The organism is Planococcus sp. RAB007_Raresut (genome assembly GCF_057369535.1).
Genome location: NZ_JBXYIF010000013.1, coordinates 1 through 20,111, shown reverse-complemented (window position 1 = coordinate 20,111; position 20,111 = coordinate 1). Strand labels below are relative to the sequence as shown.

At 43.0% G+C, this 20,111-nt stretch carries 21 protein-coding genes; 13 read left to right on the top strand and 8 right to left on the bottom strand.

The window, feature by feature from the left end; genetic code table 11:
- Positions 1-311 precede the first annotated feature (311 nt).
- Complete coding sequence (locus tag AC2Q9J_RS17200) at positions 312-890, top strand: hypothetical protein (protein ID WP_499041866.1); 579 nt, start codon at positions 312-314, stop codon at positions 888-890.
- Positions 891-1,072: 182 nt separating this feature from the next.
- On the top strand, positions 1,073-1,330 hold the full coding sequence (locus AC2Q9J_RS17195) for a hypothetical protein (RefSeq protein WP_499041864.1): 258 nt from the start codon (positions 1,073-1,075) through the stop codon (positions 1,328-1,330).
- Positions 1,331-1,403: 73 nt separating this feature from the next.
- Here the strand turns inward: AC2Q9J_RS17195 and AC2Q9J_RS17190 are convergent, their stop codons facing one another.
- The 6 genes from AC2Q9J_RS17190 to AC2Q9J_RS17165 all read right to left on the bottom strand — a co-directional run bounded on the left by AC2Q9J_RS17190 (position 1,404) and on the right by AC2Q9J_RS17165 (position 6,634).
- The gene (locus AC2Q9J_RS17190; protein ID WP_499041862.1) at positions 1,404-2,177 is read right to left on the bottom strand and encodes a response regulator transcription factor; all 774 of its coding nucleotides are present in this window, start codon (positions 2,175-2,177) and stop codon (positions 1,404-1,406) included.
- A 118-nt stretch (positions 2,178-2,295) separates the two neighbouring features.
- Positions 2,296-2,955, bottom strand: a complete 660-nt coding sequence (gene phoU / locus AC2Q9J_RS17185) for a phosphate signaling complex protein PhoU (protein WP_499041860.1) — start codon at positions 2,953-2,955, stop codon at positions 2,296-2,298.
- Between the two features lie 21 nt (positions 2,956-2,976).
- On the bottom strand, positions 2,977-3,750 hold the full coding sequence (pstB, locus tag AC2Q9J_RS17180) for a phosphate ABC transporter ATP-binding protein PstB (RefSeq protein ID WP_499041858.1): 774 nt from the start codon (positions 3,748-3,750) through the stop codon (positions 2,977-2,979).
- 39 nt (positions 3,751-3,789) lie between these two features.
- On the bottom strand, positions 3,790-4,668 hold the full coding sequence (gene pstA, locus AC2Q9J_RS17175; protein WP_499041856.1) for a phosphate ABC transporter permease PstA: 879 nt from the start codon (positions 4,666-4,668) through the stop codon (positions 3,790-3,792).
- Position 4,669: 1 nt separating this feature from the next.
- Positions 4,670-5,605: a phosphate ABC transporter permease subunit PstC gene (gene pstC, locus AC2Q9J_RS17170; protein ID WP_499041854.1), complete on the bottom strand. Its 936-nt coding sequence runs from the start codon at positions 5,603-5,605 to the stop codon at positions 4,670-4,672.
- 75 nt (positions 5,606-5,680) lie between these two features.
- Positions 5,681-6,634 carry a PstS family phosphate ABC transporter substrate-binding protein gene (locus AC2Q9J_RS17165; protein WP_499041852.1) on the bottom strand — a complete coding sequence of 318 codons (954 nt, stop codon included), beginning with the start codon at positions 6,632-6,634 and terminating at the stop codon, positions 5,681-5,683.
- Between the two features lie 609 nt (positions 6,635-7,243).
- Between AC2Q9J_RS17165 and AC2Q9J_RS17160 the strand changes: the two genes are divergently transcribed.
- The 11 genes from AC2Q9J_RS17160 to AC2Q9J_RS17110 all read left to right on the top strand — a co-directional run bounded on the left by AC2Q9J_RS17160 (position 7,244) and on the right by AC2Q9J_RS17110 (position 17,380).
- The gene (locus AC2Q9J_RS17160) at positions 7,244-8,476 is read left to right on the top strand and encodes an NAD(P)-binding domain-containing protein (RefSeq protein WP_499041850.1); all 1,233 of its coding nucleotides are present in this window, start codon (positions 7,244-7,246) and stop codon (positions 8,474-8,476) included.
- A 168-nt stretch (positions 8,477-8,644) separates the two neighbouring features.
- The gene (locus AC2Q9J_RS17155) at positions 8,645-8,995 is read left to right on the top strand and encodes an ArsR/SmtB family transcription factor (RefSeq protein ID WP_499041867.1); all 351 of its coding nucleotides are present in this window, start codon (positions 8,645-8,647) and stop codon (positions 8,993-8,995) included.
- 13 nt (positions 8,996-9,008) lie between these two features.
- Complete coding sequence (locus AC2Q9J_RS17150) at positions 9,009-10,304, top strand: arsenic transporter (protein WP_499041848.1); 1,296 nt, start codon at positions 9,009-9,011, stop codon at positions 10,302-10,304.
- Between the two features lie 95 nt (positions 10,305-10,399).
- Positions 10,400-10,759 (top strand): arsenite efflux transporter metallochaperone ArsD, encoded by a 360-nt coding sequence (gene arsD / locus AC2Q9J_RS17145; RefSeq protein WP_499041846.1) that lies wholly within the window; start codon positions 10,400-10,402, stop codon positions 10,757-10,759.
- Positions 10,760-10,772: 13 nt separating this feature from the next.
- A complete protein-coding gene (gene arsA / locus AC2Q9J_RS17140) occupies positions 10,773-12,545 on the top strand; it encodes an arsenical pump-driving ATPase (RefSeq protein WP_499041844.1) in 1,773 nt (590 codons plus the stop codon).
- 18 nt (positions 12,546-12,563) lie between these two features.
- Positions 12,564-13,532 carry a thioredoxin-disulfide reductase gene (trxB, locus tag AC2Q9J_RS17135; protein WP_499041841.1) on the top strand — a complete coding sequence of 323 codons (969 nt, stop codon included), beginning with the start codon at positions 12,564-12,566 and terminating at the stop codon, positions 13,530-13,532.
- Positions 13,529-13,957: a protein-tyrosine phosphatase family protein gene (locus tag AC2Q9J_RS17130; protein ID WP_499041840.1), complete on the top strand. Its 429-nt coding sequence runs from the start codon at positions 13,529-13,531 to the stop codon at positions 13,955-13,957. The genes trxB and AC2Q9J_RS17130 overlap by 4 nt, the downstream gene beginning before the upstream one ends.
- Positions 13,958-14,028: 71 nt before the next feature.
- Complete coding sequence (locus tag AC2Q9J_RS17125; protein ID WP_499041838.1) at positions 14,029-15,651, top strand: Na/Pi cotransporter family protein; 1,623 nt, start codon at positions 14,029-14,031, stop codon at positions 15,649-15,651.
- An 82-nt stretch (positions 15,652-15,733) separates the two neighbouring features.
- Complete coding sequence (locus tag AC2Q9J_RS17120; RefSeq protein WP_499041836.1) at positions 15,734-16,012, top strand: iron-sulfur cluster biosynthesis family protein; 279 nt, start codon at positions 15,734-15,736, stop codon at positions 16,010-16,012.
- 266 nt (positions 16,013-16,278) lie between these two features.
- Positions 16,279-16,941, top strand: coding sequence for a tetratricopeptide repeat protein (locus tag AC2Q9J_RS17115; protein ID WP_499041834.1), 663 nt, complete (start codon positions 16,279-16,281; stop codon positions 16,939-16,941).
- A 1-nt stretch (position 16,942) separates the two neighbouring features.
- The gene (locus AC2Q9J_RS17110; RefSeq protein WP_499041832.1) at positions 16,943-17,380 is read left to right on the top strand and encodes a GNAT family N-acetyltransferase; all 438 of its coding nucleotides are present in this window, start codon (positions 16,943-16,945) and stop codon (positions 17,378-17,380) included.
- A gap of 143 nt (positions 17,381-17,523) precedes the next feature.
- Here AC2Q9J_RS17110 and AC2Q9J_RS17105 read toward each other — a convergent pair whose 3' ends face one another.
- Both AC2Q9J_RS17105 and AC2Q9J_RS17100 read right to left on the bottom strand, forming a co-directional pair.
- Positions 17,524-19,506 carry an ABC transporter permease family protein gene (locus AC2Q9J_RS17105; protein WP_499041830.1) on the bottom strand — a complete coding sequence of 661 codons (1,983 nt, stop codon included), beginning with the start codon at positions 19,504-19,506 and terminating at the stop codon, positions 17,524-17,526.
- Between the two features lie 49 nt (positions 19,507-19,555).
- Positions 19,556-19,879: a hypothetical protein gene (locus AC2Q9J_RS17100; RefSeq protein WP_499041828.1), complete on the bottom strand. Its 324-nt coding sequence runs from the start codon at positions 19,877-19,879 to the stop codon at positions 19,556-19,558.
- Between the last annotated feature and the right edge of the window lie 232 nt (positions 19,880-20,111).

Genomic DNA, 20,111 nt, shown 5'->3' with positions numbered 1-20,111 from the left:
TTATTTTAAGACCTGTTTCAGTTTTGAGTTTTTACTCTAAGGATAGTGCGCCATATAAATAGTAGTTTACATATCATGAGTTTATCGGAAGCTGTATAAGTAGAAGGGGAGAATGAGCTGATTAAAGCTTATTTTCTCCCTTTTTATGTGTGGAAATGTAATTTTATAAATGGTTGCTTTGAACGTAGGTTGCAATGATGCTCGCTAAATACTTTCGTTTAGAAGTTTTAAATTTTTAAAGATGATAAAATAAAGGTAGATAGTGATACGCAGATTCATCAGCGGGCAGTGAAAAGTGAGGAGGAGAAGGAATGGGAAATTCATTGTTAATGAGGACGGATGCTACTTTTTCGTTAAACTTTTTAATTTATATTCAAAACATCTTCCTTAATAAAAAATTGAGTGATGAAGAATTAAAATTTCCTTACATCTTTACAGAAGTAAACTTTGAGGAAGATTTTGAACTCTGTTATAGAACATTGTGGAATGAAGTTGCGCAACGAATTTCTGAAGATCCTTTAAATGATCTGAAAATATTCCATGAAGAAAAAGATTTGTTCTATCACAGCTTATTTATAGAGAGTGACGAAGATTCAAAGGATTTCAATGCCATATATCTGTCCTTTAAAATTTGGTGGAACAGTATCGCCGGACGTTTTTCAATCGAGAGATCGATCGATGAAAGGGGAGAAAAGCTATACGTAGAAGTAGCGAATGCACTGGTTCAAAAAAGAATTAAACCTCAGAAAGAATTAAATATCAGCTTAATATACGATGAATGCTTATTGGCTGATTCAAAAGTTCCCTCTTACTTTGTAGTGGTTTCTTTAAAAGATATTTTTGTGAATTTCAAAGAGATTGTATCAAAGCTACAGGTGAGCATTAAGTAAGTTATTTAGAGTTAACATATGAGGGATTATCGGTAGTAAAAAGTTAGTGAAAATTTTCCGATAATCGGGTTTTAAGGTTGCAAATAAGTATTAACGTAAATTTACAAAGAATAATATAAGTGTAAAAGTGTACGTAGCGGGAAAAGGTAAGTAACGAAAGTAAAAAAAGAGGAGGTATTCTAATGGAAGGTCATCAAAAAGATAAAGACAAAACGGAAACAGAACATGCAAATCAACAAATTAACAAAGAGTTCTATGATGAAAAAAGTGATGGTACGGAAGAAATGGCCGAACCCACAAACGAAACGGCACAAGCCAATTTGGAAATCAATGAAAAGTTCGACTCTGATAGACAAGCAGAAAGATCTTCACCAACATCCTATCAGAATAACAACATGGCCGCGGTCGATGTAACAAATAATGAAAAACGAAGAAAATAGGTTTTCAGTTTCAAGTATTTTAACTGAAAATCATTATTTCACTCAGCTATCAAAAAAAGCAAAAGGACTAAAGTTATGGCTTTAGTCCTTTTGCTTTTTTATTCTTACTTTTTTCTATTGTAGGTAATTTTGTATCTTTAATTTTTAGCAGATAACCTTTTTGATACACGGTCACAATATTGAACGAACTCGAATTATCCAAACCGATCTTATCTCTCATTTTGTATATTACCGAGTCGATTATTCTTTTATTGCTGCTGGTTCTGCCAAATGTTTTTCGCCAATCCAACATGATTTCTTCGCGTGTAACAATTCTATCTCTATTCTTATATAAGAGAATTAATAATAGAATTTCTCTTGGCGTTAAGTTAATTTCTTGTTCGCCTTTTGCAAGTTTATATATTTGCGGGTAAATTCGAAATTCACCAATTTGGATACAGTCTCCATACAAAAATCCATTCTCGAATTTATCAAGCGAGAACGATTGATAAATTCTGAAAATCTTCATTACTCGAGCCTGAGCTTCTCTTTTATTCATCTCCAGTGAAACGACTTCATCTGATCCTGCTTCTAGCGCTAAAACCGTATTGAATTCGTCATTCTTCTGCATATAAACAACAAGAGGGGCATCCACCAATACCATTTTTATCTCACGAATTAATGAAACAATGGAGTGACTGTCAAAATCAAAAGCTAAAAAAACACCGGCTATGGCAAGATCCTGCAGTTTTTCTTCCAGCGAGCTGGAATCATGCAAAAACTCAAACTGATATCCTTTATTTTGTAGAGAAATCAGGCCGGGTAGTTGCAGGTTTTCTTTATGATCAACCACTAAGATTTTTTTCATTCCATATAACATCCTAAGAGATTTATTTAGTGGTAAGACTGGCATCAGCCAGAAAAGAGAAAAAATAGACAGTTGATATGCTGCTTTTCACTTTTAATGAATGCTAATCAAGCGGGCCTCAGTTATTTAAATCTACTTTACTCCCTTTAACCATGTAGATGGTATTTTCAGAAATATTCGTTACATGATCACCCGCGCGCTCCAAGTAGCGGCATACCAAGGACAACTGCATGACTTGCTCAATATTCGTAATATCCTCTGAAACAATATTAATCAATTCCTTAATGGATTCACTATAAAGCGCGTCTACTTTGTCGTCGATTTTAGCAGATTCATAAGCAAGTTGAACGTCTTCATATTTGTAGGCATCAATCGTCTTTGTCAGCATCTCATTAATCAATTCCGCCATTTGAGGCACATGAATCAACGGCTTGACCAGTGGCACTTTTCCAATTCTGTGGGTGGATTTTGCAATATTCACCGCAAAGTCGGCAATTCGTTCCACATCGTTTGAAATCTTTAGCGAAACGATAATCTTCCGAAGATCTGTTGCCAGTGGTTGTTCTTTGGCAATCAGCAAAATGGCTTTTTCATTGATCCGTTCTTCAAAATCATTCACAAGTTTATCGTTTGCAATTATTTCATCTGCCAAATCCATATCCTGATTTTTTAAGGCTACGATTGATTGGCTGAGCGCTTCACGAGTCATGCCTGCCATCTGTTTGATGTCTTCCCGCAAGTCGTTTAAACTTTTTTCAAAATTGCTTCTCATCGGCATTTAAATCTCCTCCATGTAAAATTATCCGAACCGTCCGGTAATATAGTCTTCTGTACGCTTATCTTCCGGTGTTGAAAATAATTTATCTGTTTCATTCATCTCAACAACTTCACCATTTAAAAAGAATGCCGTTCGGTCTGAAATGCGTGCAGCCTGCTGCATATTGTGGGTAACGATTACGATTGTATAGTCTTTTCTTAACTCTCTTACCAGTTCCTCGACCTTCAAAGTGGAAATTGGATCCAGTGCAGAAGTGGGTTCATCCATCAAAATGACGTCCGGTTCAATCGCCAGGCAGCGGGCAATACAGATTCGTTGTTGCTGCCCACCGGATAACCCATATGCATTCTCCTGCAGACGATCTTTTACTTCATCCCAGATGGCAGCTCCTTTTAAACTCTTCTCCACGATCGCATCCAAATCCTGCTTCTTTTTAATCCCGTGAATACGCGGGCCGTAAGCGACATTGTCATAAATGGATTTAGGGAAAGGATTTGGCTTTTGAAATACCATTCCAACCCGCGTTCTCAGTTCTTCCACCAAATATTTGGAATCAAAAATGCCTTGGTCTCTGTAGAGAATGTTTCCGGAAACTTTCACGGAAGGAACCATTTCAACCATGCGATTCAGTGTTTTTATATAAGTGGATTTACCGCAACCGGAAGGTCCGATAATGGCCGTTACCTGGTTTTGATAAATATCCATATTAATGTTTTTTAAAGCATGCGTACTTCCGTACCACAGGTTTAAATTATCTGCGTGAAAAATAATGTTTTCTTTTTGAGCTGACTCCATACAATATCCCTCCAAGTGTTATAGAAACCTAGCTTGCTGTTAATATCTTTTCGAAAATTTATTTCTGATGAACACTGCCAGAGAGTTCATTACAATCAACATAACCATTAAGACGATGATACCGGCTGCAGCCACATCCTGGAATGCTTCCTGCGGTCTTCCTGTCCAGTTGAAGATTTGAATCGGCATAACCGTAAATTGAGAAAGCAGGTTTTCCGGTAAAAACGCGATATAAGTCAATGCACCTATCATGATCAGTGGCGCAGTTTCTCCGATAGCCCGTGATAACGCAAGTATGTTACCTGTTAAAATTCCGCCCAAAGCAGAAGGAACGATGATCCGGACAATTGTCTGCCATTTAGTTGCGCCCATGGCATAAGAGCCTTCGCGTAAATGGTTCGGTACGGCACGAATCGCTTCTTGTGATGCGACGACGACGACCGGAAGTATCAATAAACTCATGGTTAATCCGCCGGCAAGGATGCTGCGTTCCAAACCAAGTCCGCGAACAAAGATCGTTAATCCCAATAACCCGAAAACAATTGATGGGACTCCGGCTAAATTGGCGATATTCATTTGAATAAAGCTGGTGAATTTCCCTTTTTTTGCATATTCTTCTAAATAAATCGCAGATCCTACACCCAAAATAAAGGCGACAGGCGCTGTAACAACCATTAGCCAGATAGTACCGATGAACGCCGCCTTTATGCCTGCGTCTTCAGCTCTTCGAGAGGCGAAGCTGGTCATGAAATTCCAGTCCAAACTGCCAGCTCCCTGGGTAACAATGCGAACCAGCAAAACAGCTAAGACCAATAAAGTTAAAGCAGTGGCAGAAATGAAAAGCCATTTGAAAAAGGTATTGGAAACTAACCGTTTAGATATTCTTTTTTTAACTTTATCGAAATCAATCATTTGCATATTAATAAACCTCCCTGAATCTTCGAGAGATATAGAACGCTAACAGGTTCATTATCAATGTGAAGACAAATAATGTCATCCCAACGGCATAGATACTGTAATATGCAATTGTTCCATATCCGGCATCCCCTAAGCTGACTTGTACGATGTAAGCGGTCATTGTCTGAATGGCCTCGGTTACATCAATAGCAGAAGTTGGGTTTGCCCCCCCGGCAACGGTGACGATCATTGTTTCACCGATGGCGCGGGAAAGTGCAAGCACAACAGAAGCGATGATTCCTGACAATGCGGCAGGGAATACAACTTTCAACGCTACTTCAATCCTCGTTGCCCCCATTGCGTAGGCACCTTCGCGTATGGCATTCGGAACCGCACTCATTGCGTCCTCGGACAGGGAAGCAATCATCGGAATAATCATGACGCCGACGATGATACCAGGGCTTAAGGCGTTATAGATAGCCAGGCCAGGGATAATGCTTTGCAAAAGAGGAGTGACAAACGTCAACGCGAAAAAACCGTAAACGATCGTCGGAACACCCGCAAGGACTTCCAGAATCGGTTTAATGATTCTTCTGGTGCGGTCCGATGCGTACTCACTTAGAAAGATGGCAGCTGCCAAACCTAAAGGAAGTGCGACGGCTATAGCAATCCCGGCAATGGTCAATGTCCCTAGAATAAGCGGGCGAATACCAAAACTCGGGTTGCTGTGCATCGGATACCAGTCTGGACTGGTCAGAAATTCAATAATCGAGACAGTGGAAAAGAAATTAAAGGTTTCAAATATCAAGGTAAACACGATACCGAAAGTGGTCAATACAGCAATGATGGCACACAACAACAAAAACTTTGGCATGATTTTTTCAACCATACGGCCAAAGTTTTTGTTTGATTTTTTATTTTCTTGAATGATTTCTCTTACGCTTTTGGAATTACTCATCCATCAGGTCCTCCTACCCATTTGAACGCAGAAAAGTAAGATGGGGAATTCCCATCTTACCCAGTCTGTGAACAATTATTGTCCAGCAGCTTCTTCAATTTTAGTGGTATTTGCATCGTAATTTTCTTGAGGCATTTTGATATATCCGACTTCGGCTGCCAGATCACCAACCACTTCGTTCATGAATGTTACATAATCATATACGGCCGGGTCACTGAGTGATTCCGTATTGACGTAAGTGTAAATCGGTCTAGCAAGTGGAGCGTATTCGCCGCTGTTAATTGTTTCTTCCGTTGGTTCTACAGGACCTTCGCCGTTATCCACCGGTACAACTCTTACAGTGTCCTGGTTCTCGATGTAGTAAGCGTATCCGAAATAACTAAGTGCATTTTTGCTTCCTGCCACACCTGTTACCAGAACGTTATCATCTTCTGAAAGTTGAGCATCTCTGCGGATGTCTTCTTCCTCTAAAATGACTTCATTCCAATAATCAAATGTTCCGGAATCTGTTCCGGGGCTGAAAAACTCGATTTCTTCATCTGGCCATTCCGGGCGGATATCGGCCCATGTTTCAATGGATTCATCTGTCCAAACGGCTTTCAGTTCTTCAACAGTAAAATAGTCGACCCAATCATTTTCCGGGTTAACAATTACTGACAAACCATCAAAAGCTAATTCAAGTTCAATATATTCTACGCCGTTTTCTTCAGCAATAGCGATTTCTTCTTCTTTAATAGGGCGAGAGGCGTTACTCAAATCCGTTTCACCTTGGACAAAGCGCTTGAATCCGCCGCCAGTACCGGAAACACCGACCGGAGCTCGGACATTTGGCTGTTCTGCCGTGTATTCTTCAGATACGGCTTCTAATACAGGGAAAACAGTTGAAGATCCGTCAATTGCAACTTCTCCGGATAATTCGGACGATTCGCCGTTTTCACCAGTGGCGTCATCGGAACCGCCGCAAGCTGCGAGTACAAGAGTTGAAGCAGTTAGAAAAGTTGATAATAAAAACACCTTATTGCGTTTCATTAAGTAACCTCCAGAAATAGTTTTTTGCTACAACTTGATACTAACAATGGAATGTTAAGTCAGTGTTGTAGATTTGTAAATTTAACGTAAATATTATGTTACAAATGTTACAGATGCTAACGTTCTGTTTTATTTTTTTAGATGATTAATCTTTTTTGTGATAAGGGTAATGCATAGAAATCCACATTTTAAAAAAGATATTCACGCTTTACTATATAATCATATAATGATACGCTTATATAGTGAGATTGCAGGATATTCGTTTCCTTGTAGTTTATTAATGAAAATCAATATTGGATACAAGTAATGAAAACTTTGAATGAACATACCCCACAATTTTTATATGAATAAGAATACTTCTTTATTTTTTGAGAATTATGGAAAAGGGTATTCTGGCGTTAAGAAAATAATATTATAAATATTTCTTTTTAATGGTAAATTCTCTTGCAAGAACCCTATTCAAAAAGAGAGAAAGGCAACGTGTCATATAGAATTGAATTTTTCTGAATGATTCTTCATCAATAAGAGAGTTCTTATATAATATAAGGGCATAGCAGCTAAGAATATTTAGGTTTTACTATTTTTACAAACGAAATTGGAGGTTAACCAATGGAGCCTGTAAAACAAAAAGAACTGCCTATTGGAGTTATTGGTGCCGGTCCCATCGGAATGGCCGCAGCTGCACAGCTGCACAGGCAAGGCTTACCGTTTGTCGTATTTGAGGCTGACAATCAGGTAGGATCAAATTTTCTCGACTATCAGCATGTCCGGTTGTTCTCTCCTTGGAAATTCAATGTCGATCCGGCGAGCCGGGAGATATTGAAACGAAACGGATGGACGGAACCGGTCGAGAAGAGGCTTCCGTATGCAGGGGATATCTATACCGAGTATTTGCACCCACTTTCTCAAACTCCGGAATTAAAACCGTACATCCATTTAAATGCCGAAGTTGTTTCTATTGGAAGAAAAGATATAGACAAAAGCAAGGCGACAGATCGTACAAACCATCCATTTGTCATCAAAGCGATCCAAGACGGAACGTCGGAGACCTATGAGGTCAGGGCGGTCATTGATGCTTCCGGCACATGGCAAAGGCCGAATCCGCTTATGTCCGGAGGGTATTATTCTCCAGCGGAAGAGCAGGCGAAGGATGCCATGATGTATGGCATTCCAGATGTCTTAGGAAAAGACAAACAACGCTATGAAGGCAAGCATACCTTGGTTGTGGGAAGTGGACACTCGGCGATCAATACGGTCATCCAGCTGGGCGAATTGAAAAAAGAGGCACCCGAAACAAAAATCAGTTGGGCGATCCGAAAACCGGACTTTTCTTTTATCCCAGCGCTGTCCAAAAATCGTTTTCTGGCACAATATCGTTTGGGTGAGAAAATCGAGCAGCTCATGAGCAAAGAAAGCATCGAATGCTTTCCATCTTTTTATAGTGAAGACATCGTGAAATCCAACTGGAAACTAGACGTCATTGCAGCAAATAACGAACGGATTGAAGGGATTGATGAGATCGTCGTCAATACCGGAGCCCGACCGAATATCGAGATGTTCCGGGAAGTTCAATACAGCCTGCATGCATCCGCTGAATGTGTTGAAGGGATTGCCCAACTGCTCTTCGAGAAAAAGGGAGTCGTGCAGCCGCATGGCGAAAAACAGTTGCGCCATATGGAAGAAGGGTTTTATATCATTGGATCTAAAAGCTTCGGACGTTCCTCTTCCTTCTTTCTGATGAATGGGTATGAACAAGCCCGGTCAATAGCGGCTTACTTGAGTGGAAAAGTTGCGGAATCAGAGGAAGTACAAATAAAGTTTCCTGATGAATGGTTAAAATAATTAGGGGTCATTCGTTGATTTTCTTTTATCATATGTTTGTGGACGAAGGTTGAATTAAAGAAATGGCAGTTTTAGGTTTGGGGCTCGAGCAGTGCTTAAAATTATTGATCAGTAGTGAAAGAAGCAGGAATAACCATGACATTCATATGGAAGGGAAGTGAGAACCAAATGGAAGTGAAATCGAAGCAAGTTGAAATCGAAAAAGCCAGTGCTGTGTTAAAACTCTTGGGAGACCCGACGAGGCTTTCGATGATGAAAATTTTGGAAACGAACGACTGCTGCGTCTGTGAGTTTGTAGATATATTCAATATTAGCCAGCCGGCAGTTAGTCAGCACCTGCGGAAACTGCGTGATATCGGTTTACTAAAGGAAGAGCGCAAAGGCAAGTGGATTTTCTTTTCTTTGAATCGCGAGAATGACATATATGAAATGGTTTTTCCCATATTGGAAATTATTCCAAGTCAAGATGAGCGCATTAAGAGATTAGAGGAGCAAGGATTGCGAATTAGTTGCGAATAGTGGAGGGAATAAAATGGTACAAGGAATTTTAGCATCTATAATCTTCATTCTTACACTGGTTCTTGTCATATGGCAGCCGCGGAACCTTTCGATTGGCTGGTCAGCTATTGGCGGAGCAGTGCTTGCTTTATTGGTGGGGGTCGTCAATTTTCAAGATGTATCCGAGGTCATCGGAATTGTATGGAATGCAACACTGGCTTTTATCGCGATTATCATCATTTCATTGATTCTGGATGAAATTGGGTTCTTCGAGTGGGCAGCGCTTCATATGGCGCGGATTGCCAAAGGAAACGGGCTGCGCATGTTTGTCTTCGTCAGTATTCTGGGTGCGTTTGTGGCGGCCTTGTTTGCGAATGACGGGGCGGCACTGATTTTAACCCCAATTGTTCTGGCAATGGTCCGGAACTTGAATTTCTCGGAAAAAATGATTTTTCCGTTTATCATCGCCAGTGGATTTATTGCCGACACGACATCGTTGCCGTTGGTCGTCAGTAACTTGGTGAACATCATTTCTGCCGACTTTTTCGGTATCGGATTTGTGGAATATGCTTCCCGGATGGTTGTCCCGAATCTTTTTGCTTTAGTAGCCAGTATTCTGGTGCTGTACTTGTTTTTCCGCAAAGATATTCCGAAAAATTATGAAGTGGCGAACTTGAAGAATCCGGTTGATGCCATCAAGGATCACAAGATGTTCCGGCTTTCGTGGGTGGTGCTGGCTGTATTGCTCATCGGCTATTTCTCAAGTGAATTTATCGGTCTTCCTGTTTCAATCGTAGCGGGTGTCATCGCTATTTTCTTTTTGCTGATGGCACGGAAAAGTCCAGCTGTCCGTACACGAATCATTCTGAGAGGAGCACCTTGGTCAATCGTTTTCTTCTCAATCGGGATGTATGTGGTGGTCTATGGGCTTCGGAATGTTGGGTTGACCAGTGTTTTGGCGGATGTTATTCAGGTTGCTGCGGATCAGGGCTTGTTTGTTGCCACAATCTCGATGGGCTTTATCGCAGCCATCCTATCATCGTTCATGAACAATATGCCGACCGTGATGATCAATGCCCTGGCCATATCCGAGACACAGACAAGCGGTACAATTCGCGAAGCATTGATTTATGCGAATATCATCGGATCGGATTTAGGTCCGAAAGTAACCCCGATCGGCTCGCTTGCGACTCTGTTGTGGCTTCACGTCTTGTCGTTAAAAGGGATCAAAATTTCATGGGGAACGTATTTCAAGGTTGGTATCATCTTGACGGTTCCTACGCTTCTTGCGACGCTCATCGGTCTGTATTTATGGCTATTGATACTTTAATCCATCAATCGAAACCGACCATTTGGACTTGCAAGTCCTGCGAAAACAGAAAGAAGATTAATATAGTCTAATAATGTAATTGAGGAGAAACCATCATGAAAAAAATTGACATATTTGATCCGGCCATGTGCTGTTCCACCGGTGTCTGCGGGCCCGTTGTAGATCCCAACCTGACACGCATTGCCTCAGCGGTTTATTCACTGGAAAAGAAAGGGTTTAAGATTAACCGTTTTAACTTGACCAATGACCCAAGTGCATTTGTAGAAAATCAACTCGTCAACCAGGTATTAACTGAAAAAGGGCCAGAAGCACTTCCGTTGATCTTAGTCGACGGCAAAGTCGTTAAAGTGGCGGAGTATCCGACAAACGAAGAATTGGCCGAATGGTTCGAAATCACGCCAGCCGAATTGCAGGAAAAGCCGCGGGTTAACGTGGCCATAAAATTTAACAACTAAAGGGGAGATTTTTATGTATTCACTATTCAATCCAATAAAAATGCCGCTAACACCATTCCTATTTTTCACCGGGAAAGGCGGTGTTGGCAAAACATCGACGGCTTGTGCTACAGCTGTTGCGCTTGCTGATCAAGGGAAGAAAGTTCTGTTGGTCAGCACCGATCCGGCGTCTAATCTTCAAGATGTACTGGAAGTCGAATTAACAAATGAGCCGATAGCTATTCCAAGTGTTCCAAATCTGTTTGCGGCTAATATTGATCCAGAAGAATCAGCACGTGCCTACAAGGAAAATGTAGTAGGTCCTTACCGCGGTAAACTGCCGCAGGCGGTTTTAGCAACTATGGAAGAGCAATTATCGGGAGCTTGTACCGTCGAGATTGCTGCTTTTGATGAATTTTCACATCTGTTGGCTGACGAAAACATATTAAAGGAATATGATCATGTGTTGTTCGATACGGCTCCGACGGGGCACACACTCCGGCTCTTGCAGTTGCCGACGGCCTGGAGTGGCTTCCTGGATGAAAGCACACATGGCGCTTCCTGCTTAGGCCCGCTGGCCGGTTTGGAAGGAAAAAAAGATATGTATGCGAAAGCTGTCGATTCTCTTGCAAATGATGAGAAGACAACGTTGTTGCTGATTGCTCGCCCAGACAACTCGTCTTTGCTCGAAGCCAACCGGGCTTCTGGGGAATTGAAGGAGATTGGGATCCAGAACCAGTTGCTCATTGTTAACGGATTGTTGCAGACATATCAGCCGGGAGATGAGGTGTCTACGGCGTTCTACAGCCGCCAGCGACATGCGTTGCAGGAAACTCCGGAAGCCTTGAAACAGGTCATGACGTTTGCACTGCCATTCGTTTCGTATTCCCTGACGGGCGTGGAGAACCTGCGTCACCTTTTCAGTTCGTATGCGATAACAAATTTCGAAGTAGAAGATGCAAACGAAGAAGCGTTAGCCCTTCCGGGTTTGAAGCAAGTGATTGAAGATTTCTCGGAAAAAAACATCCGAGTCATCTTCACGATGGGCAAAGGTGGCGTCGGAAAAACGTCGATAGCATCTGCCATTGCTGTAGGTTTATCTGAAAAAGGGCACCGCGTTCATTTAACAACGACGGACCCGGCAGCACATTTGGCCTATACATTTGAAGGTGATGAGACAAGGGATAACCTGTCAATCAGCAGCATCAACCCTGAAAGCGAAGTTGAGCGCTATAAACAGACGGTTCTTGAAAATGCAGGTGATGGACTGACTGAAGAAGAATTGGCTTATTTGCAAGAAGATCTGGAATCGCCGTGTACAGAAGAAATCGCGTTGTTCCAGGCGTTTGCAGCGGTAGTGGAGAAATCGGAGAACGAAATTGTCGTGATCGATACGGCGCCGACCGGCCATACGCTGTTATTGCTGGATTCGACGGAAGCCTATCACAAAGAAATGAGCCGTTCGACCGGTGACGTGCCGGAAAACGTGAAAAAACTTCTTCCGCGTTTGCGCAATCCGGAAGAAACCGGCGTCGTTATCGTCACGCTGGCGGAAGCAACGCCTGTACTTGAAGCAGCGAGGCTGCAAGAAGACTTGAAACGCGCCCAGATTGAACCGAAATGGTGGGTCATCAATCAAAGCCTGAGCACGACGGAGACGACAGATCCCGTTTTAAAAGGCCGGGCAATTGCAGAGAGAAAATGGATCAAGAAAGTCAATGAAGAATTGGCGGCTAAATGCGCGGTGATTCCGTGGCTGCAAGAAGAGAAAATCGGCTACGGCCAGTTGAAGGAATTCATTCTATAACCGTGGGAGGCAAATAACATGCACAAAGTAATCATCTTAGGTACAGGGCCAGCCGGATTGACGGCAGCGATTTACTTAGCGAGAGCCAATATGAATCCCCTCGTAATTGAAGGAGATCAGCCCGGTGGTCAACTGACACTGACGACGGAAGTGGAGAACTTTCCCGGTTTCGTCGATGGTGTTTTGGGACCGGAGCTGATGGACAACATGCGTAAACAGGCAGAGCGTTTCGGTGCCGTATTTAAAAGTGGTTGGGTGACGGCGGTCGATGCCTCCCAGCAACCGTTCAAACTACAGGTCAGTGGCTTAGGCGAAGTGATGACAGAGGCGCTGATTCTGTCAACCGGTGCTACGGCTAAACTCCTGCAGATTCCCGGAGAAACCGAGAACATCGGATCGGGCGTCAGCACTTGCGCCACTTGTGACGGCTTTTTCTACCGCGGAAAGAAAATCATCGTGGTGGGCGGCGGCGATTCCGCCATGGAAGAAGCGAGCTTCTTGACGAAGTTCGCGGATGAAGTGGTCATCGTTCACCGCCGCAATGAATTACGTGCGTCTAAAATTATGCAGGACCGCGCCAGACAGAATAAAAAAATCTCCTGGAAACTAAACAACACACCAGTCGAAGTGATCAGCAACGGAACGAAGGTGACCGGGCTGAAAGTGCTGAACGGCGAGACCGGAACCGAAGAAGTCATTGAAACGGACGGCATCTTTGTGGCAATCGGCCATAACCCGAACACAGCTTTCCTGAACGGCCAGATTGAGACGGATGAAATAGGCTATATTCAGGTAGCGCCTGGAACAATGGAGACGAACATTCCTGGCATCTTCGCTTGCGGGGATGTGCAGGACAAACGGTATCGCCAAGCGATTACCGCTGCTGGATCCGGCTGCATGGCGGCCATGGACACCGAGCGCTATCTCGAAGGTCAGGAAATCATCGACTGGAGCCAAACGTTGTCAGAAAAGGAGGGGGCAAAATGACCAAAGACTATCAGGAACTGGTTAAGGATCGCATTTTCATTGGCGGTGCAGCAGATGCCAAAGAGGCAGTCGACACAGAACAGATTGACCTTGTGGTGGATCTGCGGGCAGAAGTGACCGAAGGGGAGTACGAATACCTCCGGGTACACAGCCCAATTGTCGACGATTCCGACGAACAGCAGGATGAATCGGTCAAGCGAGCGATTGATCAAGTGGTAGACGCCTACAATGACGGCAAGAAAATCTATTTCCACTGTGCGGGCGGCAGCAACCGGACCGGCACCGTGGCAGTGGGGACCCTGTTAACGTTGGGGAAAGCGGACAGCGTTGAAGAGGCGGAAGCTGAGGCGAGGAAAGTGCGTCCGAAAATCAAGGTGAAACCGGAAATGAAAGAATCGCTGCAGCGGATATTTCCGGAAGCGTAAACAGTCTGGAAAAAAGAACAAGAAATTTCTTTCTTGTTCGATACATAATCTATAGATGAAGGAGAAGTGAGATGGATATACAAGAGTTGATTTTCTTATTTGTGGGAGGTCTCGGGATTTTCCTGTTCGGGATTAAGTTTCTCGGAGATAACCTTCAGAAAATTGCTGGAGACGGTCTTCGGAATTTATTGGACCGCTTCACCACGAATCCGCTGAAAGGTGTGCTGGCCGGGATTGTTGTCACGGTCTTGCTTCAAACTAGCACAGGAACGACCGTTTTGACCATTGGATTGGTGAACGCCGGTTTCATGACCTTGCGGCAGGCCATCGGTGTCATCATCGGTGCCAATATCGGCACCACGGCCACGGCTTTCATCATCGGAATTGATATCGGTGAGTATGCGATGCCGATTATTGCCCTTGGTACATTTCTTATTTTCTTTTTCCGTAAAGACCGGATCAATAATATTGGGCGGGTCATTTTTGGATTTGGCGCCTTGTTTCAAGGGCTGAATTTAATGAGCGAGGGACTTTATCCGCTTCGGGAAGCTGAAGCGTTTCAGGAATTGACCGTCAGCATGAGCCAGAACCCATTACTCGGAGTTTTGATTGGAACCATTTTCACGGTAGCTGTGCAAAGTTCGTCAGCCGCCATCGGCTTGCTGCAAACCTTATTTGCCCAAGGATCGATGACACTGGATGCGGCTTTGCCCGTCTTATTCGGCGACAACATCGGCACGACGATCACTGCGGTACTGGCCGCGATTGGGGCATCTGTTGCTGCCAAGCGCGCCGCGTTGACCCATGTCATTTTTAATGTGGTCGGAACGACCATTGTGCTGATCCTGCTGGTGCCGTTCACGGCCTTGATTGAATACCTTCAAGCCAGCTTAGGATTGAATCCGCAAATGACCATTGCATTTGCGCACGGAATCTTCAACGTTTCAAATGCCATTATTCAATTACCCTTTATAGCTGTACTGGCCTGGATTGTGGTGAAAGCTATACCAGGAAAAGATTCGATGATTGAGCACAAACCGGTTCATCTGAATGAACAATTTATCGAAGCATCGCCTTCCGTAGCCATTGGACAAGCGAAAAAAGAAGTGCTGCGAATGGCCGATTTAACTGTACAAGGACTTGAAGAAGTGATTCTTTACTTTAAGACACGCGACCGAAAACACGGAGACATGGTTCCGCAATTTGAAAGTGCGATCAACAGCCTTGAATTGAACATCTCCGAATACCTGACGAGACTTGCTGGACAGGCTTTGACCACACAGGACTCCAAATTGCACAATACCTTAATGAATTCCATCCGGGATTTGGAGCGCGTCGGCGATCACATGGAGAACATCATGGAATTGGTGGATTACCAGAAAGCCAACAAAGTGTACTTTTCAGAAGCCGCAGTGCAGGAGATTGAAGAAATGTTTGCATTGACCTTGTCCGCATTAAAACAGGCGGTCGGCGCGATGAACTCAGGTGACTTGGCCGAGGCAAAAGCCGTCAGCGCCAAAGAAAACGAAATCGATATGATGGAACGGGTGCTCCGTAAAAAGCACATCATGCGGATGAATAACCAAGAATGTTCTGGGGCAGCTGGTATTGTATTCATTGATATTGTCAGCAACTTGGAACGGGTCGGCGACCATGCCGTCAACATAGCCGAAACTGTATTGGAAGTAGAATAAGAACGGAAATTGCAACGGTTTCCAGTTCAGGCTTTCACTTGTTATAGTTAAAATAAGAATTTACTAAGGAGAGATGAGACACATGATGATTACCAATGAAGCAAAACAATATATCGAGTCAATTCTGGAAGAAAATAATGCAGAAAGCCTGCGCCTATACTCAGTGGCAGGCTGTTGCGGACCACAAATCGGCTTGTCGCTGGATGCACCGGAAACAGCCGATGAAGTGATCGATGTCAACGGAATTCGCACGGCAATTGCGCCGGACGCGAAAGAGACAGCAAACAACCTGACACTGGATTTTGAAAAGCAGGGAGAACAATCCGGTCTGGTCATGATCGGTGTGCCAACTGGCTGTTAAAGAAGGAAGAACTCAATTTGAGTTCTTTTTTTCTTTCTAAGTATACATATGATCGCTTATCGGAAGTAAAGGGGCTCAAGCATGAGTCTCTTCTTTTTTGTCAATGAAAGTATATTTTTGCGAAATTTTTTTCATGACTAATTTATTTATCAATAAAGGAAATATTTAGTAATACCTCGAATCTATTTAAGTAGTATTCCTTGTTTTGGGATAGCGACATGAACCAAACAAAGAACAGGCTGGTTTCAGGGATTGGAGTGAAGTAGATGCAGGAACTGAATGTTGCATTTGACCTTTTCGATAAAGGAGAATTTGAGCAAGCCGAAGAGATCTATCTTTCATGTTTGAGAAGCATAAACGATAAAACCTCAACTTCCTATAAGGCGGCTTTAAATGGACTTGGCTATGTCAAAAGCTTTCAAGGACAGTTTGGAAAAGCCACTGCATACTATCAGGAACTGCTGGAGATTTCTAGGAGGGGATCCAACCTGAAAGAAGAAGCAGTGGCTCTGCATCAACTGGGGATGGTCGAGCGAATGGCTGGGAATTATCAACGGGCCAAGGACTTTTTTGCTGCTGAAGGTGAAATTTGGACTCGTCATTTCCCCGACTTCTACATTGGCTTTGCTGCCAATTTTTATGAACGGGGTTCCATCGCCATCAAAGAGAAGAAGTACACGGAAGCTACCATCCTTTTGAATCAATCACTAGAATATGCATTCTTGGCAGAAAGTTTGGTAGCCCAAGGCTGTGCGTATAGAGGGATGGGGGAACTAGGCGTGGCGACATCTAACTTTAATGAAGCAGAAATTGCTTTCCAAAAAGCCCTCTCAGCATTTAAAAAAGCTGAAGATCGTATTGCTGTAGAGGAAATTCAACGTTTATTGGAACTGCATGGAGATGCTGTATCGAAAGAGGGAGAAGTATAGAATGACCATTAGAAGCGTTCAGGAAGAAGAATTCGAGATTATATCGGAGCTGTTAGTGAACATGGGAAAAGTGGAAAAACAAGGTTTGCAAGAACGATTTGTAGAAACTGTGCAGAACCCAAACTATATGTTTATTGGTGTATTTCGCGGAGGACAAGCGCAAGGTTATGCGATAGCGCAAGATTATGGCTTCCACCTGCGGCTTGGGAAAAAAACCTGTCGACTGCATGATTTATATATCTTACCTGAACACAGGAAGGAAGGACTTGCACGTCAGCTGATGGAAGCGACGTTTGATTGGTGCAAATCCGTCAATGCAACGTGGCTCCAATGGAATGCCAGCAAGGAATCGATTCAATTCTATGAAAGGATTGGATGCAAGAGTATAGGATACGATGAAGAAACACCCGAGTTTGAAATTGAATTCACTAAACGATAATACTATATTAGTTAACATATCATGAATTTATCGGAAGTGACTTGGTATAAAGAACAAGCTCAATAAAATGAAAAGGACAGAAGCTCTCGTTCGAGCGATTCTGTCCTTTTTTAAGGTGGTGGAATATCAAAAAGACTGTTCATTCAGTTCGTTCCTTCGTTCACCTGGGCATTTTTGATTCGCGTGAAAGAAGGTGCTGAGTTTAACTCTTCTTTGGATTCATTCGTTACAGTTACTTTTACAGGCACCACTTGTTTCTTTGTGAGATACTCGGCAATTGTGGTGAAGCAGTAGATCAACATCATGAAAATTGCTAGTGGCGGCAGGATCATCCAATATTGATTCGTCACAAAAACTTCTCTCGAAATCGAAATCATCCCCGAAAGTTCGTATATTTCAGGAATGAGCCGCGGTGAATCGATTTGCGAAAGGGCTCCTCCGACAAAGATGTTCAAGATTCCTAAATGAACAAACATTTGAAGCACTTGAACAATATGCTGTGTCCACATTAAGACCAGTTTTGGCCATAGTTGTGGTTGGATATGTTTGGTAAGAATCCAACTTAAAGATCCGCCCATCAAGACTGAACTGACGACATAGTCTTTTTTCAGCGTTTCATTCATTTCATTTCCAATGGCACTGGTGGTGATGGGCAGAACGACCACCGACATGATCAAGACCTGGAAGGCAAACCGTTCCCAAAGCGTGCTGTTCCATTCGCCGCTGCTGATCAGAACCGGCAGCAGCAAGATGTAGACCAGCAATGTCAGCGGCAGAAAATGCATGCCGTCTGCCACGGAATTGACGATATGCCGCACCTTGGTATTAAGAAAGAATACGTAGATAAGCCCAAATACATAGCCTAGTACAACGCGAAGCGTCGCGATGAGCAGACTCAGAATAATCGTGTATTTGATGCCAACCAAAAGCTGTTGGGCAATCGAAAAGCCGTAAGGGTCGGTGCCGAAAACGACTTCAGCTGATGGTGCAAGTGGTGCACTGCTCGCAATGCTGCCATCTTCTTCGTATGCATATTGAATTTGTTCAACTTCATCATCTGTCACCACGCCATAGAGAAGACTGGCTGAAAGAAAGCTTACCACGAGCAGTAAAGGGATGATGATAGCCATTCGGTTCTTAAACCGGAATGAAAAAGGTTTTGCGGTCTTCGTTTTTTTTGAAAGAACCCGTTTCCAGCTTGTACGGATTTCCTGAGCATCAAATATTCGCAAGTTGAACTTCTCGAAGACAGCGTTCCGTTCGACTTCACTCTTTTTCATCAGCAGTTCCATGAAGGTGTAGAAAAGAAAGAATGGAATGAAGATGGTCAGCAGGATGAAGGTGATGCCTTTCGGACTGAAGTCCGATCGCAGGTAATAAAGGATTCCTTCAATGCCGAATAAATACTCGATGATCAACAAAGTGGAAAGGGTCAGCCAGACAATGGATTTCGACTGGTAAAATACACTGCGCAAAACATTGGATGTGCAATGTTTCCAGAGAACTTCAAACTGGCTCAAGCCTTTCGAGCGTGCCAGTTCCACATACGATCGCTGCTGCTCTTCTTCATATAGCAGGATAAAGAGTTTAAAAAACAACAGGGTCGGCAAGATAGACAAACAGAGAACCGGCGCAAGATAAATCCGTTCACCGCCTAGGCTGTAAAAACTAAGAAGCAGCGTGCTTGTCTTCGAGTAGAAAGCGAGCACCGCTATCTGAATGAGAAAGACGTAGGAAAAGTCCGGAAAAGACTGCAGAATTTTTACCAGCTGCAGCGCAGAGCGCTTGAAAATACCGGTAGACTGCAATGTGAGCAGCGCCAGCACAAAAGCGACGACAAAAGAGAAAACCAGGGCCATCAGCAACAACGGCATGGAATACAGATAAGGGCCGCTTAAAAAGCTTGAAAAAGAGAAAGGGACAGTCTCAAACGTACTCAGATTCAAATAGTTGAGTGTCCATTCGTCCGGTGTAAAGAAAGAGATGATTACACTTTGTACAGCTAAGATATAAGCGGGGAAATCAAAAAAATTGTCTCCTCGGAATAGTGCTGGGGTGGCACTGATTAACATGATGCCAGCAATACCAAATATGAATTTCCCTAAAATGGCTATTGTTTTCTTCATTTCATCCTCCCTCTATAGTCCTTTTAAAATCGAGATCACCAACCTCTTGTTAAGCTAAAAAGTATTCACGGTATGCATAAAAAGTAATGGCGACGACTAACAGTAAATAGAAAAGCGAACCAATGAAGATATACGATCTTTCCGATGTAGAAGATTGCTGGTCCATCCGAATGCCCGTTTGTCCTTGAATGGCCATGTCCATTTGCCGGCTTGCCATACCGCCTTTGCTTTTGAAGAAATAAATTATTGCCAAAGCCAGCCCGCCGAAAGGAATCGCGATATCCAGAAAAGCCAATTGAAAAGCATAAGCAGCGACCAGGTTACCTACCCCTAAAATTAGTATTGTACCCAGAACAATCAATGAATTTTTCATAAATACCTCCGTTATCTGTACTGTAAAAAAGTTTGGAACTAGTCGATTATTAAGATTTCAAAAAAAGTACTTTATCTTAATTATTAAATTCGAAATTCAACGTTTTTAAAGTATAGGTTGAGTATAGGTATGCCAAGAAGTAATGAACCGAAAATGAAAATACAATTTTAGCCATAAGAAGGGTTGCTTTTTAGTTTCATGTACAGCTTCTTCTATTTTACTAGTAATTCCG